This is a genomic window from Pandoraea sp. PE-S2R-1, from assembly GCF_002179865.1.
GTDB lineage: Bacteria > Pseudomonadota > Gammaproteobacteria > Burkholderiales > Burkholderiaceae > Pandoraea.
Genome location: NZ_NGUR01000019.1, coordinates 99771 through 117638, shown reverse-complemented (window position 1 = coordinate 117638; position 17868 = coordinate 99771). Strand labels below are relative to the sequence as shown.

General features: G+C 64.3%; 16 protein-coding genes. 10 read left to right on the top strand and 6 right to left on the bottom strand.

Annotated features, from left to right (window positions below):
• Positions 1-209 precede the first annotated feature (209 nt).
• The gene (locus tag CDV44_RS26705; RefSeq protein WP_087691628.1) at positions 210-518 is read left to right on the top strand and encodes a DUF4148 domain-containing protein; all 309 of its coding nucleotides are present in this window, start codon (positions 210-212) and stop codon (positions 516-518) included.
• 193 nt (positions 519-711) lie between these two features.
• The gene (locus tag CDV44_RS26700; protein ID WP_087691627.1) at positions 712-1815 is read left to right on the top strand and encodes an alpha/beta fold hydrolase; all 1104 of its coding nucleotides are present in this window, start codon (positions 712-714) and stop codon (positions 1813-1815) included.
• A gap of 15 nt (positions 1816-1830) precedes the next feature.
• On the opposite strand, the gene CDV44_RS26695 is transcribed toward CDV44_RS26700, so the two are convergent.
• Both CDV44_RS26695 and CDV44_RS26690 read right to left on the bottom strand, forming a co-directional pair.
• On the bottom strand, positions 1831-2376 hold the full coding sequence (locus CDV44_RS26695) for a GNAT family N-acetyltransferase (protein ID WP_087691626.1): 546 nt from the start codon (positions 2374-2376) through the stop codon (positions 1831-1833).
• Complete coding sequence (locus tag CDV44_RS26690; RefSeq protein WP_087691625.1) at positions 2373-2963, bottom strand: helix-turn-helix domain-containing protein; 591 nt, start codon at positions 2961-2963, stop codon at positions 2373-2375. Before CDV44_RS26690 ends, CDV44_RS26695 begins: the two co-directional genes overlap by 4 nt.
• Positions 2964-3055: 92 nt before the next feature.
• On the opposite strand from CDV44_RS26690, the gene CDV44_RS26685 reads away from it, so the two are divergent.
• From CDV44_RS26685 to CDV44_RS26660, 6 genes are all read left to right on the top strand, one after another.
• On the top strand, positions 3056-3559 hold the full coding sequence (locus CDV44_RS26685) for a GNAT family N-acetyltransferase (protein ID WP_087691624.1): 504 nt from the start codon (positions 3056-3058) through the stop codon (positions 3557-3559).
• Between the two features lie 552 nt (positions 3560-4111).
• Entirely contained in the window at positions 4112-7144 is a 3033-nt protein-coding gene (locus CDV44_RS26680) for a xanthine dehydrogenase family protein molybdopterin-binding subunit (RefSeq protein WP_249277743.1), read from the top strand.
• Positions 7141-7863 carry a (2Fe-2S)-binding protein gene (locus tag CDV44_RS26675; RefSeq protein WP_170936117.1) on the top strand — a complete coding sequence of 241 codons (723 nt, stop codon included), beginning with the start codon at positions 7141-7143 and terminating at the stop codon, positions 7861-7863. The genes CDV44_RS26680 and CDV44_RS26675 overlap by 4 nt, the downstream gene beginning before the upstream one ends.
• Positions 7864-8054: 191 nt before the next feature.
• Entirely contained in the window at positions 8055-9311 is a 1257-nt protein-coding gene (locus CDV44_RS26670; protein ID WP_087691655.1) for a cytochrome c, read from the top strand.
• A gap of 122 nt (positions 9312-9433) precedes the next feature.
• Positions 9434-10123, top strand: a complete 690-nt coding sequence (locus tag CDV44_RS26665; RefSeq protein WP_087691654.1) for a YafY family protein — start codon at positions 9434-9436, stop codon at positions 10121-10123.
• Positions 10124-10286: 163 nt separating this feature from the next.
• Positions 10287-10664, top strand: coding sequence for a VOC family protein (locus CDV44_RS26660; protein ID WP_087691623.1), 378 nt, complete (start codon positions 10287-10289; stop codon positions 10662-10664).
• Positions 10665-10670: 6 nt separating this feature from the next.
• Here CDV44_RS26660 and msrA read toward each other — a convergent pair whose 3' ends face one another.
• The 3 genes from msrA to msrB form a co-directional block, all read right to left on the bottom strand.
• Complete coding sequence (gene msrA / locus CDV44_RS26655) at positions 10671-11489, bottom strand: peptide-methionine (S)-S-oxide reductase MsrA (RefSeq protein WP_087691622.1); 819 nt, start codon at positions 11487-11489, stop codon at positions 10671-10673.
• 19 nt (positions 11490-11508) lie between these two features.
• Positions 11509-13386: a cytochrome c biogenesis protein DipZ gene (locus CDV44_RS26650; protein WP_087691621.1), complete on the bottom strand. Its 1878-nt coding sequence runs from the start codon at positions 13384-13386 to the stop codon at positions 11509-11511.
• Between the two features lie 136 nt (positions 13387-13522).
• Positions 13523-14137 (bottom strand): peptide-methionine (R)-S-oxide reductase MsrB, encoded by a 615-nt coding sequence (gene msrB, locus CDV44_RS26645; protein WP_170936116.1) that lies wholly within the window; start codon positions 14135-14137, stop codon positions 13523-13525.
• Between the two features lie 279 nt (positions 14138-14416).
• Between msrB and CDV44_RS26640 the strand changes: the two genes are divergently transcribed.
• Positions 14417-15160, top strand: coding sequence for a response regulator transcription factor (locus CDV44_RS26640; protein ID WP_087691620.1), 744 nt, complete (start codon positions 14417-14419; stop codon positions 15158-15160).
• Entirely contained in the window at positions 15160-16668 is a 1509-nt protein-coding gene (locus CDV44_RS26635) for a HAMP domain-containing sensor histidine kinase (RefSeq protein ID WP_087691652.1), read from the top strand. Before CDV44_RS26640 ends, CDV44_RS26635 begins: the two co-directional genes overlap by 1 nt.
• On the opposite strand, the gene CDV44_RS26630 is transcribed toward CDV44_RS26635, so the two are convergent.
• Positions 16652-17815, bottom strand: a complete 1164-nt coding sequence (locus CDV44_RS26630) for a hypothetical protein (protein ID WP_087691619.1) — start codon at positions 17813-17815, stop codon at positions 16652-16654. The two genes, CDV44_RS26635 and CDV44_RS26630, sit on opposite strands and share 17 nt — an antisense overlap.
• Between the last annotated feature and the right edge of the window lie 53 nt (positions 17816-17868).

The window sequence follows — 17868 nt, the reverse complement described above, 5'->3', positions numbered from 1 at the left end:
AGGGTTATGCCGAATGGCGGGCTTGGCTTCTGACTTGTTGGACGTGTAGGGGCGAAGCGCATCAATGCGACCCCGTTTAATCCAATTATTTCTAAATATGAAATAAATGATTGTAATTGATGGTATTTATCATCAATTCGCACACGAATAGACTGTCATTGTCGACGATGAATCAAGCATCGCCCCTTTCAATAGACAGGAGAAACACCATGAAGCGCACTCTTATTACCTCTGCCCTGATTTCCGCCATGTTGGCTGTGTCGGCCGGTTCGGCCTTCGCCAGCGATGCTTTTGACGGCCCGTCGGAATTCTCGTGGGTTCCGCAAACCAGCGTGCTCACGCGTGCTCAGGTTCGCGAAGAACTGATCCAGGCGCAGAAGGACGGTCTGGTCGTGCAACACGACACCGTCTACCCGAAGGCTGTGCCCAGCGCACAACCGGCCGCCGCTGCGGCACCGGTCACGCCGGGTTCGGTCGGTGGCCTGCAACGCGCCGGTACGACCTACTTCGGTAACTAAGCCGTCACTCAGCCCCCCGGGTCGCCCTGTCATTGAGTGATGGGGGCTGATGCATCAAAGGCACGTCCATAAGTCTCTGTTAGCAGGAGGCGGTGGCGTGCCTTTTTGCGTGGTGCTCGCCGCGCGCGAGCCCGTGGCACAATCGCCGGCATCCGCTTTGTGCCACTTCGCGTGCCATCGCACGCTTGCTCCCATGACCCCAATGCCTCAAACGCGCCTGCGCCGTGTCTCCCGATACTGTGCGGCGGCATTGCGCGCGTGCGCTTTCGCCGGCGTGACGTCGCTCGTTCCTTTGATCGCCCTTTCGGGCGTCGCGCCGTCGGCCGCCCATGCCGCCGATAGCGCCGACAGCAACGCGGGGCCGGCGTATGGGCCCGAGCTTCAGGGCTTCGACTATCCGTATCCGGTGAACCGTTTCGACTTCACCTCGCAGCGCACGCCGCTGCACATGGTGTATCTCGACGTAAAACCGGCGCAGCCCAACGGTCGTACCGTCGTGCTGCTGCATGGCAAGAATTTCTGCGCGGCGACCTGGCGCGAGACCATCGACGTGCTGTCGGGTGCCGGCTATCGCGTGATTGCCCCCGACCAGATCGGCTTCTGCAAATCGAGCAAGCCCGCGCAATATCAGTACAGCTTCCAGCAACTGGCGAACAACACGCATGCGCTGCTCGCGTCGCTGGGAATCACCCGCGCGACGATCGTCGGCCACTCGACGGGCGGCATGCTCGCCGCGCGCTATGCGCTGATGTATCCCGAAGAGACGCAGCAGTTGGTGCTCGTCAATCCGATCGGTCTGGAAGACTGGAAGGCACTCGGTGTGCCGTCGAAAACGGTGGACGAGTGGTATGAGCGCGACCTTCGTACGAGCGCACCCAGTATTCGCCGCTATGAACAGGCGACGTACTACGCCGGGCAGTGGAACGAGCGTTATGAGCCGTGGGTGCAGATGCTTGCGGGGATGTATCGCGGACCGGGCAAGCGCATCGTCGCGTGGAACTCGGCGCTGCTCTACGACATGATCTACACGCAGCCGGTGGTGTATGAATTCGGCCAGATTCGCGTGCCGACATGGCTGCTCATCGGCGACAAGGACACGACCGCGATCGGCAAAGATTTTTCGCCGCCGGAAGTGCAGGCGCGCATCGGGCATTACCCGGCGCTCGCGAAGGCGACGCATGCGGCGATTCCCGGCTCGACGCTGGTGGAGTTTCCCGAACTGGGCCATGCCCCGCAGATGCAAGACCCGGTGGCGTTCCACAAGGCGTTACTGGAGGGACTGGCGGCCGTGCGCTGAGTGATGCTTCAGAGATCAGAGGTGCTTGTAATAGAACGTCGTGGCGCAGAATTCGCCGTCGGGCATGAGCGCGAACTTCGGCACGTCGCCTGCGCGTTGCCAGCCGCTGCGTTGATATAACCGTTCGGCGTCGCCACCGGAGACGGTGTCCAGCACGAGGACATGGCGGCGCTCGGCGCGCGCCACATCATCGATGGCTGCCATCAGTGCCTGCGCTACGCCTTGCCGACGCGCGTCGCGATGCACCAGCATCTTCGCTACGTCGGCGCGGTGCGGCTGGTTTTCGGGAAGATCGAGAATCAGTTGCACGGTGCCGACGATCTTGCCTTGATTCCCTGCTTCGCCATCATGGGTGCGCGCAACCAGCAGCACACGCTCGCCACGGGCCACGCTCTCGGCGACCTTGCGCCAGAACGTTGTTGCACGTTCGCGCGTGAGCGGCAGCATGAAACTGACCGATGCGCCGCCTTCCACGCAGTCGATCAGCACATCGGCGAGCGCGTCGACTTCGGCCAGCGCTTGCGCGCCGTCGAGCCGTTGCAAGGTAATGGATGACGTCATGTTGCCCTCCGGGCAGCGACGAACGGTAGCGTAACGAGCCCGACGAGGTAGTGCGCCGTCGCCGAGGTCGGGTTGTGATAGCCGATCGGTCGATCGAGCCGCATCGCGAGACAATCGCCGGCATCGAGCCGCCACGTGGTGTTGCCCAGCGTAATCTCGATGGTGCCGCCGATGACCCAGACCTGTTGCCAGACTTCGTTGTCGCGCGCGCCCGTGTCGTACGCCACGCGCTCGCCGGCCGGGAAGTGCACTTCCACGAATTGCAGCGGCGAGGCTTCGGCGGGCGAGAGGTTGCGGCGCACGTAACCGGAGTCGGGGTCGGTCCACACGGGTTGATCGGCGCGTCGCGCGATCGGCGAGGGCTGCGCATCGTCGCCGGCGCTCTCGTCGAACAGCGAGGCAAGTGTGACGTCGAGTGCCGTCGCCAGCTTGTCGAGCACATTGGCGGTCGGGCTCGTCTGGGCGCGCTCGATGAGCGAGATGCTCGAACGGCTCACGCCGCTGCGCTCGGCCAGCGTGTCGAGAGAGTAGCCGCGCTCACTTCGCAAATCGCGAACCCGGCGGGCGATGCGTTCGTTGATATCCATGCTGTCCAGTTTACTGGAAATTAATTTCTAGTAAACTAGACGTCGAAATTAGACATCATTGTCATCGCTACACCTTGCGTGGAAACCTCATCATGAAGCCAGCCGTCACCGTTCGCGACGCCACCGACGCGGACCTCGCCGTCATTCGCGATATCTACAACGATGCCGTGGAACACACCACGGCCATCTGGAACGAGATCGTCGTCGATCTCGACAATCGTCGCGAGTGGCTGACCGCACGTTTGGCGAAGGGTTTCCCTGTCATCGTTGCGCAACGTGGCGACGACGTGCTCGGCTACGCCTCGTATGGCGACTGGCGCGCATTCGACGGCTATCGTCACACCGTCGAACATTCGATCTACATCCACCAGAATGCGCGCGGCGGCGGCGTTGGCGAGGCGCTCATGCGTGCCCTGATCGAGCGCGCGCGTGCCGCAAACATCCACGTGATGATCGCGAGCATCGAAGCGCAAAATGCGCCGTCGATTCGCTTGCACGAGAAACTCGGTTTTCGCACGGTCGGTGTTTTCAGCGAAGTGGGCACGAAGTTCGGCCGCTGGCTCGATCTCACGTGCATGGAATTGCGCATCGTCTGAGCGCGGCGCGCGCAGTTGCCGGAACGCGTCGGCACTTGTCGGACGCAGCCGGAGAAAAACGATAAAAATCAGCGCACTGCACAAAATAATTTGCCGTGCCCGCCGATATCGGGATGGCGCCGTATTCCAGTGGATATAGCGCCATTTCCGATCAAGCATAAGCAACATCATCCGCGCCGAATATCGCCCGCTCTTGCCCGCCGCACGGTGCGCAATGCGCGCAAAGCCGCGCCAGTTCTCACGCAGCGCGTCATCCGTCACCTTGTCATTCACATAGGCGGCGTGTAGCCTTCAGGTGTCCGGTGTCACTCATGAAGCGTGGTCCTATAAGACTTCACGACGACATCACGGCAGATGAATGTCGCGCACTGCGCACAAGCATCGTGGGTCATGACTTTGCCCCAGGCGTCGTGATCGTAATCGTGCTGTTTTGCGTGCCGTTTTCCGTTTCGTGTTGGTGATACGTCCCCCCAAACAAGAAGGCCGTACCCCCGGCCGACGGACGGAACGCTTATGCCGCGCCTGCCAAGAAAACACTGTCCGCCAGCGGCAATGTCGAGCGATGATGCTCGCTCATCTGCTGCTTCCGATACCCCCCAGACCCCCGATACCTCAAGTCCGTCAGGCTTCGCCCTGTCGCGGCGCGGCTTTCTCAAAGCCTCGGTGATCGCGGGCATTTCGGTCTACATCGCCCCGCTCGGCAGCCGCGCATTTGCCGCGCTGTTCGAAGACAAGAACCTCACCCCGGTCGCGTGGGATGCCGCCACGGGCCAAGCCAAATTCCGTATCGACGGCACGGCCAAAGTCACCGGCGCGAAGATTTTCGCGCGCGACGTGCGTGCCGCCGATATGCCCGGCTGGCCGAAGCAGCAGGCGCATGCGTTCGTGCTGCGCGCGACGCAGGCCGACCGGCCCTATCTCGGCTTCGATCTCGCGCGGCTCGACGACGGGCTGAAGCCCGATCGCGTGGTGACAGCCGATGATCTGGCGCGCGACGGTGTCGCATTCCCAGAGTTTTATGGCGACGACATGCTGTTGCCTGCGGGCAAGACGCCGGCCTATCTCGGCCATGCCGTGGCGATTCTGATCTATCACGACTTCGCGCGTTTTCGCTTCGCCAAGGACAAGCTCAAGTTCCACGACGAAATCATTCGCTACGGCGAAGTGAGCGGCCCGCTGGAACGCGATCCGTGGGGCACCTTCCGCTTCGTGCGCGTGGGCGGAAAGACGGCCTACGACGACGATATCTATTCGAGCCTGAAAGATGCACCGATCTTCCCGAGCATGATGCGCAAGCATCTGCCGGTGTGGCCCGACGGTAACGATCACGGCAAGCTCGACGAGCAGGGCATGGCCTACGCGGGCAAGATCGGCGAGTCGCTGACGCACCCGCCGGGCGACTGGCTTGTGATGTCGCGCGAGTACCGCACGCAGTCGGTCGACACGGCGGCGCTCGAACCCGATAACGCCAACTGCTGGTACGACGCCAGCACGCAGACGCTGCACATGGTCGTGCCGACACAGTCGCCGTCCGAAGTGGCCGAGAATGCGGCCGCGATGGTGGCCAAGGGGCACTTTCCGGTCAAGCGCCTGATCGTCTACCCGTGCTACACGGTCGGCTACGGTTCGAAAGACCACTACAACATGCCGTTCTACGGGCTGGCCGCTGCGATGTACGGCGACGGACTGCCCGTGCGGCTCGCTAACGACCGCTACGAACAGTTTCAAACCTCGCTCAAGCGCCACGCCTTCACGATGCGCTATCGCATCGGTGTCGACAAGACGAGCGGTCTGTTGCAGGCGTTTGCTGCCGACATGGAGTGCAACGGCGGCGGGCGCATGAACTTCTCGCCGTCGGTGGCCATGGTGGGCGCCACGGCAGCGCAGTCGATCTACTACTTCCCGCAGAGCGATCTGGCGAGCGTGGCGATTGCCTCGCGCGCCATCGACGCGGGCTCGGCACGCGGCTACGGCACGTTGCAGTCGATGGCGGCCACCGAAATGATGATCGACGAAATGGCCGCGCAACTGGGGCTGGACGCGATCGATTTCCGCATGAAGAACGCACTTCGTTCGGGCATGAAGAACACGCAGGGCGCGATTCCTGCGGGTGCCGTGCGCGTCGATGAAGTGCTCGCGAAAGCCAAGGCGCATCCGCTCTGGACGCAGCGCGACAAGAAGAAGGCCGAGTACGAAGCGGCGCATCCGGGCCGCCGCTACGGCGTGGGCTTCGCGTGCGTGCAGAAGGACTTCGGCACCGGCGCAGAGACCTCGTTCGCACGGGTGGAGATCGACGATCAGGGCAAGATCAGCCTGCATCACACGGCGGCCGAAATCGGCACGGGGACATCGACGTCTCAGGCCGTGGCCGTCGCGAAGTGGCTCGGCATGCCGGCTACCGACGTGCACATCGCCATCACCGACTGGCCGGAGTTGCCCGTTGTCACGAGTGGTGACCCGTACCTGATGTCGCAGGCCGATCAGGACAAATTGGCGGCGAACCCGCGCTGGTCGCCGGGTTACGCGTCGCCGTCGAGCGCGACGAATTCGGCGTTCTATTTCACGCACAGCACGCGCGAAGCGGCGAGATTGCTGTTTATGCAAGGGCTTTGGCCGGCGGCGCTGTCGATCTGGCGCCGGGGGCTTGGCGGTGGTCAGGCGGCACCGCTCGTGGTGCGTGTGGAAGATGCGCGCTGGGTCGAGGGCAAGCTCTCGGCCGCTGGCATGGAAGCGTTGCCGCTGGCCATGATCGCGAAGACGGCCCACGAAATGGGGCTGGTGACGGGCGCGACCGTTCACGTATTCAACCGCTGGCAGTGGGCAGAAGCCGACTGGGATCTGGGCGACGGCACGACGCAGCGCCTGCCGGTCGACGGCATTGCGTTGCGCTTCGGCAAGGGCGGTGCCAATGCACCGGCTGCGGCTCCGGCGTCCACACCCGCAGCCGCACCGGTGCAAGCGCCGGCGGGCAAGGGCAGTCATCGCAACAGCAGCAATGCGTCGGCGAAATCGGCCGCCGCAGCGCGTGCGGCGAACGCTTCTGCCACGCAGGTCGCAGCGCCCGTGCCGGCCACCGGCTATCGCGTGATCGACCGCAAGCGGGTGTTCTACCCGCCGGTGCAGCGCAACAACGCGGCGGTGACGTATTACAGCGCCGTCGGCACGCTGGTCGAACTCTCGGTGCATGAGGCGACGGGCAAGGTCGAGTTGCTGACGCACCACTCCATCATGGAGTGCGGCAATCAGATTTCGCCGCAGTTGGTGTCCGGTCAGTTGCAGGGAGGTCTCGCCATGGGTATCGGCCACGCGTTGCACGAGTACCTGCCGCTCTATGAAGACGGCCCGGGCAACGGCACGTGGAACTTCAACCGCTATCACCTGCCGCGCGCAACCGATGTTGCCGTGTGGACGCAGACCGGTGAAGTGCTGCCACCGATTTCCGAATCCGATGTGCCCAAGGGCATCGCCGAAGTGGTGATGATTCCCGTGGTGGGCGCGATTGTGAACGGCCTCGCGCATGCGATCGGCCATCGTTTTACTGACTTGCCGGTGACACCGGAGAAGATCCAGGAGGTACTGGCATGACGGACACGACAAACGCCCCTCAAGCGGCGTCGAACGCTGCGGGCAGCGCGGCAGCGGGTGCAGGACAATCGATCGCTGGCACCTCGGCACCGGCTGCGGCAAGTGGCGCTAGCTTGGACAATGGCGGCGCGTCGGCGCAGGCAACACCCGCTACTACCGGCAACGGCAAAGCGCCGTGGGATGTCTTGCCGGTGACGGTAAAGGTCAACGGCGTTTCGCATGGGCCAACCGATGTGCCGGCGGGTCTGATGATGATCGACTACCTGCACGAGACGCTCGGGCTGACCGGCTCGCGTCTGGGCTGCGGACAAGGCATTTGCCACGCCTGCGTGGTGATCGTCGATCATGCCGACGGCAGCAGCGAAACGGTGCGCACCTGCATCACCGGCGCGAACTACTTCGACGGCAAGACGGTGAGAACGGTCGAAGGCCATGCGACCCACGATGCCGACGGCAAAGTGACGCTGGCACCGATTCAGCAAGCGTTTCTCGATCACTTCAGTTTCCAGTGCGGCTACTGCACGCCCGGTTTCGTGAACGCGGCGACGGTGCTCATCGAAAAACTGAAACGCAAACCGGTGGCGCGCGCCGATCTCGAGGCTGCCATTACCGAAGGGCTCAACGATCATATTTGCCGTTGCACCGGGTATGTGCGCTATTACGAGGCCGTGCGCGACGTCGTTCTGAAGACGCCCGGCTGTCTGACCGACGCGAAGTGAGAGGACACGCCATGAACCTGAATCGTGTCACCTCTTCGTCCTTGCCGTCCTCACTGCATCAGTTGAGCCGGCTGAGCCGCTTGGGCGCGAGTGCGGTTTGCGTCGCGGCGGCGCTGCTGCTCGCGGCGTGCAACGACTCGACGTCGCCCAAGCCCCCCGACCCTTCGCAGCCGCCGCAACCCAAGACGTCGATGATGCCGTCGCTCGTCACGAGTGCGATGGCGGCCGATGCGCCGGCGTCCGGTGCTTCGGCGGCTGCCAGTGCTGCGGGAACCGGCAACGCAACGGCCGTCGTCATGACGCCGGGTAACCCGGCGCCGCCGGAACTGGTTGCACGCGGCAAATACCTCGCGCGCGCGGCCGATTGCGCGGCGTGCCACACGAGCGCCGACGGTGCGCCGTTTGCCGGTGGCGTGCCGCTCAAGTCGCCGTTCGGCACGTTCTACGGCACCAACATCACGCCGGACAAGGCCAACGGTATCGGCAACTGGACGGCCGACGATTTCTATCGTGCGCTGCACGATGGCAAAGCGCCTGACAAGGTGCTGTATCCGGCCATGCCGTACACGTCGTACCGGCAGATGACGCGTGCCGACAGCGATGCGATCTACGCCTATCTGATGTCGGTGAAGCCGGTCGCCGTGGCCAATCGGAAGCACGATCTCTCGTTCCCGTACAACATGCGTTTCGGCATGCGTTTCTGGGACTGGATCTTCCTCAAGGACACGTTGCCCGATGCATCGAAGGGCCAGTCTGCCGACTGGTTGCGCGGACGCTACCTTGCCAATGCGCTCGGTCACTGTGCGGAGTGCCATACGCCGCGCGGCACCTTCGGGCAACTCGATGGCGCGAAGCCGCTCGGCGGTGCTGCGCTCGCCCGTATCGCCGCACCGGATCTGACGCCCGAAGCGCTCGCTGCGCGTGGCTGGACGTTGAAGGACTTGCAGACGTTCTTCGGCACGGGTGTTGCGCCGCAAGGCTCGGCCTTTGGCGAGATGTATCCGGTCGTGCACTTGAGCTCGCAGTATCTGACGCCGGATGACTTGCGCTCGTTGAGCACCTACCTGCTGGGCGATGCACCGCCTGCACCGAAGCCGTTACCGGCGAGTCCGGATACCAGCAAGCTCGTCGCGGGCCGCAATATGTACCTCGCGGTATGTGCCGGTTGTCACGCGGCGGACGGCACGGGCAAGCCGCACGTTGCCGTGCCGATGCTGGGCAATTCGACGGTGCGTCAGAAGGATCCGCGCAATCTGATCGTGGCGATTCTCGACGGTATCGAGCCGCAGAAATTCCCGGGGCTCGAAGCCATGCAGGACATGCCCGGTTTCGACAAGCGGCTGACGGATGCGCAAATTTCCGAGCTGACCAACTACCTGCGCGTGGCCTACGGCGCTCAGGCAGGCGACGTGAACTCGGAGATCGTCAAGCAATTGCGGCAGAAGTAATCCGCGACAAGTGCAACGAGGGTCAGGGCTACGGCCGTGACCTTTGATGGGGAAAGCGCACGTTTCGACCGAACGGTTGAACGTGCGCTTTTTTCGTTCTGATCGGGCGCATAATGCGCGCCATGTCCCGTACACAACGTCTTTTCTCTCTGATGCAACTGCTGCGCCGTCACCGTTATCCGGTGGCGGGGGCGTCGCTCGCCGAATCGCTGGGCGTGAGCCTGCGCACCCTTTATCGCGACATTGCGACCTTGCAGGCGCAGGGCGCACACATCGAGGGTGCGCCGGGGCTGGGCTACGTGCTCAAGCCCGGGTTCATGCTGCCACCGCTGATGTTTTCCGAAGAGGAGATCGAAGCCATCGTGCTGGGTTCGCGCTGGGTGGCCAATCGCACGGATGGCGCATTGGCCGATGCGGCGGGCAACGCGCTCGCGAAGATCGCCGCCGTGCTGCCGGCCGATCTGCGCGCGTCGCTCGAAGCTTCGACACTGCTCATCGGGCCGGGCGATCCGCTGCCGCCGATGACCGTCGATCTGACCGTCATTCGCGAGGCGATTCGCACCGAGCGCAAGTTGCATCTGGCGTATCGCGACGAAGCCGGAAAAACGTCGGAGCGCGTGATCTGGCCGTTCGCGCTGGGCTTTTTCGAGCGCGTGCGCATGGTCGTCGCGTGGTGTGAGTTGCGCGACGGCTTCCGGCACTTTCGCGCCGACCGCATCGAGACGATGACCGTGTCGGCGGCGCGTTATCCGCGCGGCCGCCGCTCACTGCTCAAGGCGTGGCGGGAGACGACGGGGCGACGTGAAGAGTGACAGGGAATGACGGTAAGTTGTCTGTCGACTACTGACAAAAACTGACAGCATGTCCTTCTACGATACGTGCAATGACGACGCACACCGAGGCGCCCGGTGCGTGAGAAACGTCAGTTGACACGTGAGTTAGTACGTCAGTAATCCAAATCGACAGGAGCTTGTCATGCTGCATCCGAATATGGTCATTCTGTATGTTGCCAATACCGCAGTGAGCGCTGCGTTTTACGCCGATCTGTTCGACCGTCAACCGGTCGACACGTCGCCGGGTTTCGCGTTGTTCGTGTTTCCGTCGGGATTGAAGCTGGGGTTGTGGGCAAAGCACACGGTGGTACCGACCGTGATTGCGCCGCCGGGGGGCAGCGAAGTGGTGCTGCCGGTGGCGTCCAACGAGCAGGTGGACGCCACTCACGTGGACTGGAGCGCTCGCGGAATCACGATTTTGCAAGCGCCCACCACGATGGATTTCGGCCGCACGTTCGTGGCGTCCGATCCCGACGGTCACCGTCTGCGCGTGTACAAGCTGGCGGATGATCCGAAGTAAGGGGGCTTAGGACGCCGACGCCGTCTTCACCAGCACCGGCGTATCGCGATACTGCGTGGGGAACATCCGCTTGAGGTCTTTCACCTTGGGCAGATCGTTGATCACGATGTACGGATACGTCGGGTGCTCGGTCAGAAAGTCCTGATGGTAGCCCTCGGCCGCATAGAAGCCGGTGTACTTCTCGACCTTCGTCGCAATCGGTTTCGTGAACGCGTGCGAGGCGTCGAGTTGCACGATATAGGCTTCGGCCACGCGGCGCTGCGCGTCATTCATCGGGAACACGGCCGAGCGATATTGCGTGCCGCTATCCGGGCCCTGACGATTGAGTTCGGTCGGGTTGTGGGCGACCGAGAAGTAGATTTGCAGCAGCTTGCCGTATGACACCTTCTGCGGATCGAACGTGACTTCGACCGACTCGGCGTGGCCGGTGCTGCCGCTGCTCACGGTTTCGTAGTCGGCCGTTTTCGCCGTGCCGCCTGCGTAACCGGAGACGGCTTTCGTCACGCCTTGCACGTGCTGGAAGACCCCTTGCACGCCCCAGAAGCAGCCGCCCGCGAAGACCGCAGTTTCGGTGCGTGCGCCGGTGGCCGGCTCGTCCAGTTTGGGGGCCGCGATCGACACGGCCGGCTCGGCACCGCCGAAGGCGTAAGCGCCAACCTGCCATGTGAAGACCCCGGCGGCGACGGCTGCGGCCGCCAGCAGCGACCGGCGCAGGCCCGAGGCCAGTGCGGCAGCGCGCTTGGTAGCAGGCTTGGCGGGCTTGGCGGGCGTGGCAGAGGTAGCCGAGGTGGCCGGTGCAGTGTGTTGCGGATGATGCTTGTTCATCTGAAGACTCCCGATTCGATTAACCGAACGTGAAGGCATAAGCCGACACACCCGGGTCAAGAAACTCGATGCTGAAGGTGCGGTCGCTCACATCGCCGGACTGGCGCACGAGCTGATACAACCGCTGCGAGGTCACGGTGCCGGTGCCGTCTGCGGCGACGTCAGTACCGTGGGCATCACCGGGTGCCTGACCATCGACCGTCACGCGAAAACGCACCGGTTTGCCGTTGGCGTCCGGGCCCAGTACCAGATGCAGGTCGCGGGCATGGAAGCGGTAGACGATGCGGGCACCGGCGTGCGTGGCCGTTGCCTGTTCGGCACCCACCTTCCACGAGCCGCCAAGGCCCCACGCGTTGAGCGACGGTGTCGTCGGCGCGCGGTAGTCGTTTGCCTGATTGCGCAATGCACCGCCCGGCGACGCGAAGTTTTCGGCCCGCTCGTAGCCGACATAAGTCTCGGGCGAGCGCACGTCGCGCATATCGGCCGCCTGTTGAATGCCGTTGGCCTGCACGTCCGAGAGGCTGCTGGCCACCTGCGTGGCGCCGGCTTCGCGCAGCAGTTGCTGGATCACGCGCTCCGACTCGGCATAGTTGCCTTCGCCGAAGTGGTGATAACGCACGCGTCCCTGCGCGTCGATGAAGTAATGCGCGGGCCAGTACTGGTTGTTGAAGCCGCGCCAGATCGCATAGTTGTTATCGATGGCGACCGGATAGTCGACGCCGAGGTCATGAACGGCTTTCTTGACGTTGCCGATATCGCGCTCGAAGGCGAATTCCGGGGCATGCACGCCGATGACGACGAGGCCCTGATCGCGATACTTCTGCGCCCATGCCTTCACGTACGGAAGCGTGCGCAGGCAGTTGATGCAGGAGTATGTCCAGAAGTCGACGAGCACGACCTTGCCACGCAGCGACTCTGCGGTCAGCGGCGGCGAATTGAGCCACTGCACGGCACCGTCGAGCGACGGCAACTGACCTTCGACTGGCAACGGCGCCGGCTCGGTCGCGGCGGTGCGCGTCATGGCGTTGCCCGCGTTGCCAGTGTTGCCAGTGTTGCCAGTGTTATTGGCGCTTTGGCTGCCAGCGCCCGTCTCAGCGGCGGCGGCATCGCCTGCACCGGCACCATTGCCTGCACTATTCCCAGCACCACGGCGGGCACCCAACTGGTCGACCAGCTTCTGTTCGATGCCACCCGTCGAGGCGGTCGAGAGTTGGGCCAGCACGCCGGTATCGAGACCGAGCGCAATCGCGGCAACACCTGCGAGCATGAGGCCGCCGAGCGCGCGGCGAATCCATTCACCGGCACCGAGCGAGCGTTTCATGGCGGCGAACACACGGCCACCCACGAGCAATGCCAAAGCGAGCGACGTGGCGGCACCGGCGGCGTACGCGATCAGCAGCAGCGTCGTGCCGACACTGGCGCCTTGCAGTGCCGCGCCGGTGAGCAGCAGCCCGAGAATCGGACCGGCGCACGGGGCCCACAGCAGGCCGGTGGCAATGCCCAGCAGGAACGATGCCCCCGGACGCGTCCCCGCCGTGGCGGCGTCGCTGGCTTGCCCATCACCTTGGGCCGATTGCGACAGCCGGTCGCCCAGCGAGACGAGCGGATGCGTCAGGCGTTCGGACAACTTCGGGAACAACAATGTGGCACCGAACAGCGCGACCAGCGCGAGGGCGAGCCAGCGGCCGTACTGGTTGGCCTGCACGACCCAACTGCCACCCACGGCGGCGAGCGTGGCGACGAGCGCAAACATCAGCACCATACCGGCGAGCATCGGCAGCACGCTGCGCGAGAACGACTGTCCGGCGCGCGAGAAGACGAACGGCAGCACCGGCAGAATGCATGGACTGACGATGGTCAGGATCCCGCCGAGATAGGCGAGGATGAGCAAGGTCATGAAAGCGCTCCTTTAGCGTGTTTAGCGTGGTCCGGCGGGGCCGGAGGATTAGCGTGTCGTTAGGTTGTTGTCCGCTGGTTGTCCGCGTGTTGCCAGCGGGTTGCCGACTCGTTGCCGGCTTGTTTCCCGTGCGCTATCAAGCGGGCTGCGGGCGGAACGTCATGGCCAGACCGTTCATGCAGTAGCGCAGGCCCGTCGGCTTCGGGCCGTCGTCGAAGACATGCCCCAGATGGCCGCCACAGCGCCGGCAGTGCACTTCCGTGCGGGTCATGCCGAAGCTCGTGTCGGTATGGGTGGCCACGGCGTTGTCGAGCGGCGTCCAAAAGCTCGGCCAGCCGGTATGGCTGTCGAACTTGGTGCGCGACGAGAACACCGGCAGGGCACAACCGGCGCAGAAGAACGTGCCGGTACGGTGTTCGTCGTTGAGCGGGCTCGAATACGGGCGCTCGGTGCCTTCCTGACGCAGAATCTCGTACTGGCCGGGTGTCAGGCGTTTGCGCCATTCGGCGTCGCTGTAAGCCACTTCGAAGTGTTCGGGGGCGCTGGCGCGCCGGGCATCGTCGGCACGGGCCGGGCGCACGAGGCGCGGCACGAGTCCGACGGCCACGGCGGCGGCCGCTGCCGTGGTGCTGAGCAGGAATAGGCGGCGCGACGTCGCTGGGCGAGTCGCAGCAGCAGTGCTGGCAGCGCTGCCAGCGGTAGCGACGGGCTGGGCGGCCTTCTGGGACGGCGTCTGGTCGGACAACTTCATGGCATCCTCCGGTGAGTGGGGCCGATCCGGCGCCGGGGCTGACGTGCCCGGCCCTCGCAAGACCTGGGGGGCGCGGAGGGCCGGGCGCATCAGCGGTACGGCGTTGCAGCGTATTACCTTGGTAGCGCGGGTGCTGGCGCCGGATCGATGACTGAAGGGTAGTGCGTCCGTGATGGCAAAGTCCTCACGTAAGATTAAACAATTCGTGATACCTCAAAGGGCCTGAACTGCGCACAATGAGGTCACCCAGACCCACCTTTCCCGGGAGTTCCCCCTACGATGGATTCGCCGCGCCGTGTCCTGCTCGTCGAAGACGACGTGCATATCGCCGATCTGCTCACGCTGCACCTGCGCGACGAACGCTTTGACGTCGTGCATTGCGCCGATGGCGACGAGGGCTTGCGGCGCCTGTCAGAAGGCGGTTGGGACGCCCTGATTCTCGACCTGATGCTGCCCGGCGTCGATGGCCTCGAAATCTGCCGCCGCGCGCGGGAAATGACCCGCTACACGCCGATCATCATCACCAGTGCCCGGGCAAGCGAAGTGCACCGCATTCTCGGGCTGGAACTGGGGGCGGACGACTATCTGGCCAAGCCGTTTTCGGTGCTGGAACTGGTCGCACGGGTCAAGGCGCTGATGCGGCGGGTCGATGCGCTCGCCCGAAACGCTCGCATGGAAGCGGGCAGTCTGGCGGTGGCGGGCCTGTTCATCGATCCGATCGCCCGCGAGGCGACGCTGGGCGGCAAGCTGCTCGACCTGACGCCGCGCGAATTCGACCTGTTGTACTTCTTCGCCCGCCAGCCGGGCAAAGTGTTCTCGCGCATGGACCTGCTCAATGCCGTCTGGGGCTACCAGCACGAAGGCTACGAGCACACCGTCAATACCCACATCAACCGCCTGCGCGCGAAGATCGAAGCCGATCCCGCGCAGCCGGCCCGCATTCTCACGGTCTGGGGGCGTGGCTACAAATTCGCCAGCGATGCGACGCCCGAAGGCAATCCGACCGACGCAGGGGCCGCATGATGACGCGCAAATGGAATCTCACACTCACGCAGCGGTTGTCGCTGGTTTTCGCGGCGCTGTTGCTGGTGTGCTGCGGCACGTCGGCCTGGTTGCAGGTGCGGGCAAACCGCATGCACGAGGCCGAAGTGATTCAGGGCCTCTCGCGTGGGCTGGCCGAGCACATCGCCGCCAACGCGCAACTGATGGACGCGAACGGCATGAAGCCGGACGCCGTGCGAAACCTGTTCGGGCAACTGATGGTGGTCAACCCGAGTGTCGAGGTGTATCTGCTCGACGAACAGGGGCGTATTACCGGACATGCGGCCCCGGAAGGACATCTGCGGCGCACACAGATCGATCTGGCGCCGGTGCATCGGCTGATCGATGGCGAAGCGCTGCCGATTTATGGTGACGACCCGCGCAACACCGATGTGCGCAAGGTCTTCAGTGCCGCGCCGTTACGGGTGAACGGGCAGGAAGTGGGCTACATCTACGTGGTGCTGTTGGGCGAAGCGCATGACCGCTTTGCGGCGCGAGGCGCGACCAGTGCCGCGCTCAGTACCGCGCTGTGGTCGATCGGACTGGTCGCGGCGTTGTGCCTGATTGCCGGTCTGGCGGCGTTTGCGTGGATTACGCGCCCGCTGCGCCGGCTGACCGATACCGTGCGCGAGTTCGATATCGACGCGGCACCGGCAGCGCTGCCTGCCGTGTCAGCGGATGAACTGGCGTCGCAACAGGCGCGGCCGAACGACGAAATCGTGGTGCTTGAGCGCGCGTTCCGGCAGATGGTGGACCGGCTGGGCGAGCAATGGCGCACGCTGACACGTCAGGATCAGGAGCGTCGCGAACTGATCGCCAATATCTCGCACGATCTGCGCACGCCGCTCTCGTCGCTGCATGGTTATCTGGAAACGTTGTCGCTCAAGGACGCTACGCTGGCACCGGCCGACCGTCGGCGTTATCTGGGCATCGCACTGGATCAGAGCCGCAAGGTGGGGGCACTGGCGCAGTCGCTGTTCGAGCTCGCGCGTCTTGAGCACGGTTTCGTGCAGCCGGAAGCCGAGCCGTTCTCGGTGACCGATCTGATTCAGGATGTGTTCCAGAAATTCGAGTTGAGCGCCGAGTCGCGCGGTGTCGCATTACGGGCGCAACTCGCACCGCAAGTGCCAACCGCGCGCGCCGATCTCGGGTTGATCGAGCGCGTGTTCACCAATCTGCTGGAGAACGCGTTGCGTTACACGCCGTCGGGCGGGGAGATCGTCGTGGCCGTGGCCCCGGCCGGGGCGGATATCGAAGTGCGGGTGAGCGACACGGGGCCGGGCATTCCGGAGAGTGCGCGCGAAGGCCTCTTCGAGCGGCCCTTTACGGTGGGCGGGGCCCGCCGCGAGGGCGGTCTGGGCCTGCGCATCGTGCATCGTATCCTGCAACTGCATGGCCGCCGCATCACGCTGGTGGAAACCAATGTTCAGCCGGGGCAGCCCGGTCATGCAGGGCAGGGCGCGACGTTCCGCTTTACTCTGCCGACGTAAGCGGCACCGGTGCTGCCGACGGGGCGGGTTCTGCGGTGGGCGCAGGTGCCGTCGCGCTTTCTTTGGCGGCACCCGGTGCCGCCGGCTTGTCGGTAGCGACCGGCGTGGCCGGTTCGAAATAGGTCAGTTTGCGCACGAAGACGTTCGCAAACGGGTCGACCTTCTCGCCTGCGCCGGACGGCGAGGTAATCACCACGCGCACGACGTTGCCGCGTTTGTCGTGGCGATAGTGATATTCCGAGACGTGACGCTCACCGGTTGCGGCGTCGGTGCGCGTGACGCGCATGAGTTCGTGACGCGGCGAGTATTCCGAGACTTCGTTATCCCACGCGAGCGGCAGCCACTGGCCGTCGATGAAGGCGGCAGCGCCTGTATCGCGCACGATCCGGCTGCCGTCGGGCTTGCGTTCCACGTTGGCAAACGTGCGATACGAGACGATTTTGGGGGCCGGACGGACCTTGCCGTCGGCGGTGACGATCTGGCGGGCTTCGTTGGGCGCTTCCCATTGCCGGGAGAGCACGAAGCACTCGTCGTCGAACAGACGCGCCTGCAAGCTGCCCTGACGGCGATGATGGGTGCCGTTGGCGCCGACGATGATGCGGCGGGTCCACTCGACGCGCTCGCCTTCCTGACGGACTTGCTCCTTCCACGTGCCGCGTCGTGCGGCGCCGTTCACGATCCATTCGTCCGCACCTTGCCATGCCACTGACGCGCCATCGACGCTCAGCAACCGGCCATCGGCGGCATACGTGTAGCGCCCGCGATCGGTGCTGGTGAGCAGATGCCCCTGCGGATCGAATTCCATCACGAAGCGATTGCCGTTATCGAGCGGGCCGACCTTGCCGGTCGTGCGGTCGTAGCTGGCAATGAAGCGGGTTTCTTCGATACGGCGCACGCCGGCGGGAATGCCGCCGAAGTTGCGCATCAGGTCGTCTTCTTCGCGCAACGACGTCTGAACGCACCACGGCAGTGCAGCGGGCGCGGCGCTGGCGGCGTCGGTCGCGGCGGGTGAAGGCGTTGCAGGGGAGGTGCTGGCGGCGTTTGCCGGCTGGGCGGCGGGTGCCGTCAGGCGCGGCGGGCTGGCGGCGCAACCGGCCAGCAGGAGGACCAGTGCGAGAGAACCCAGGACAGGACGCGCGGAGAACACGGATCGGACAGGTCGGACAGATAAAGCGGACGTCATCACGAAAGGTTGCCGGA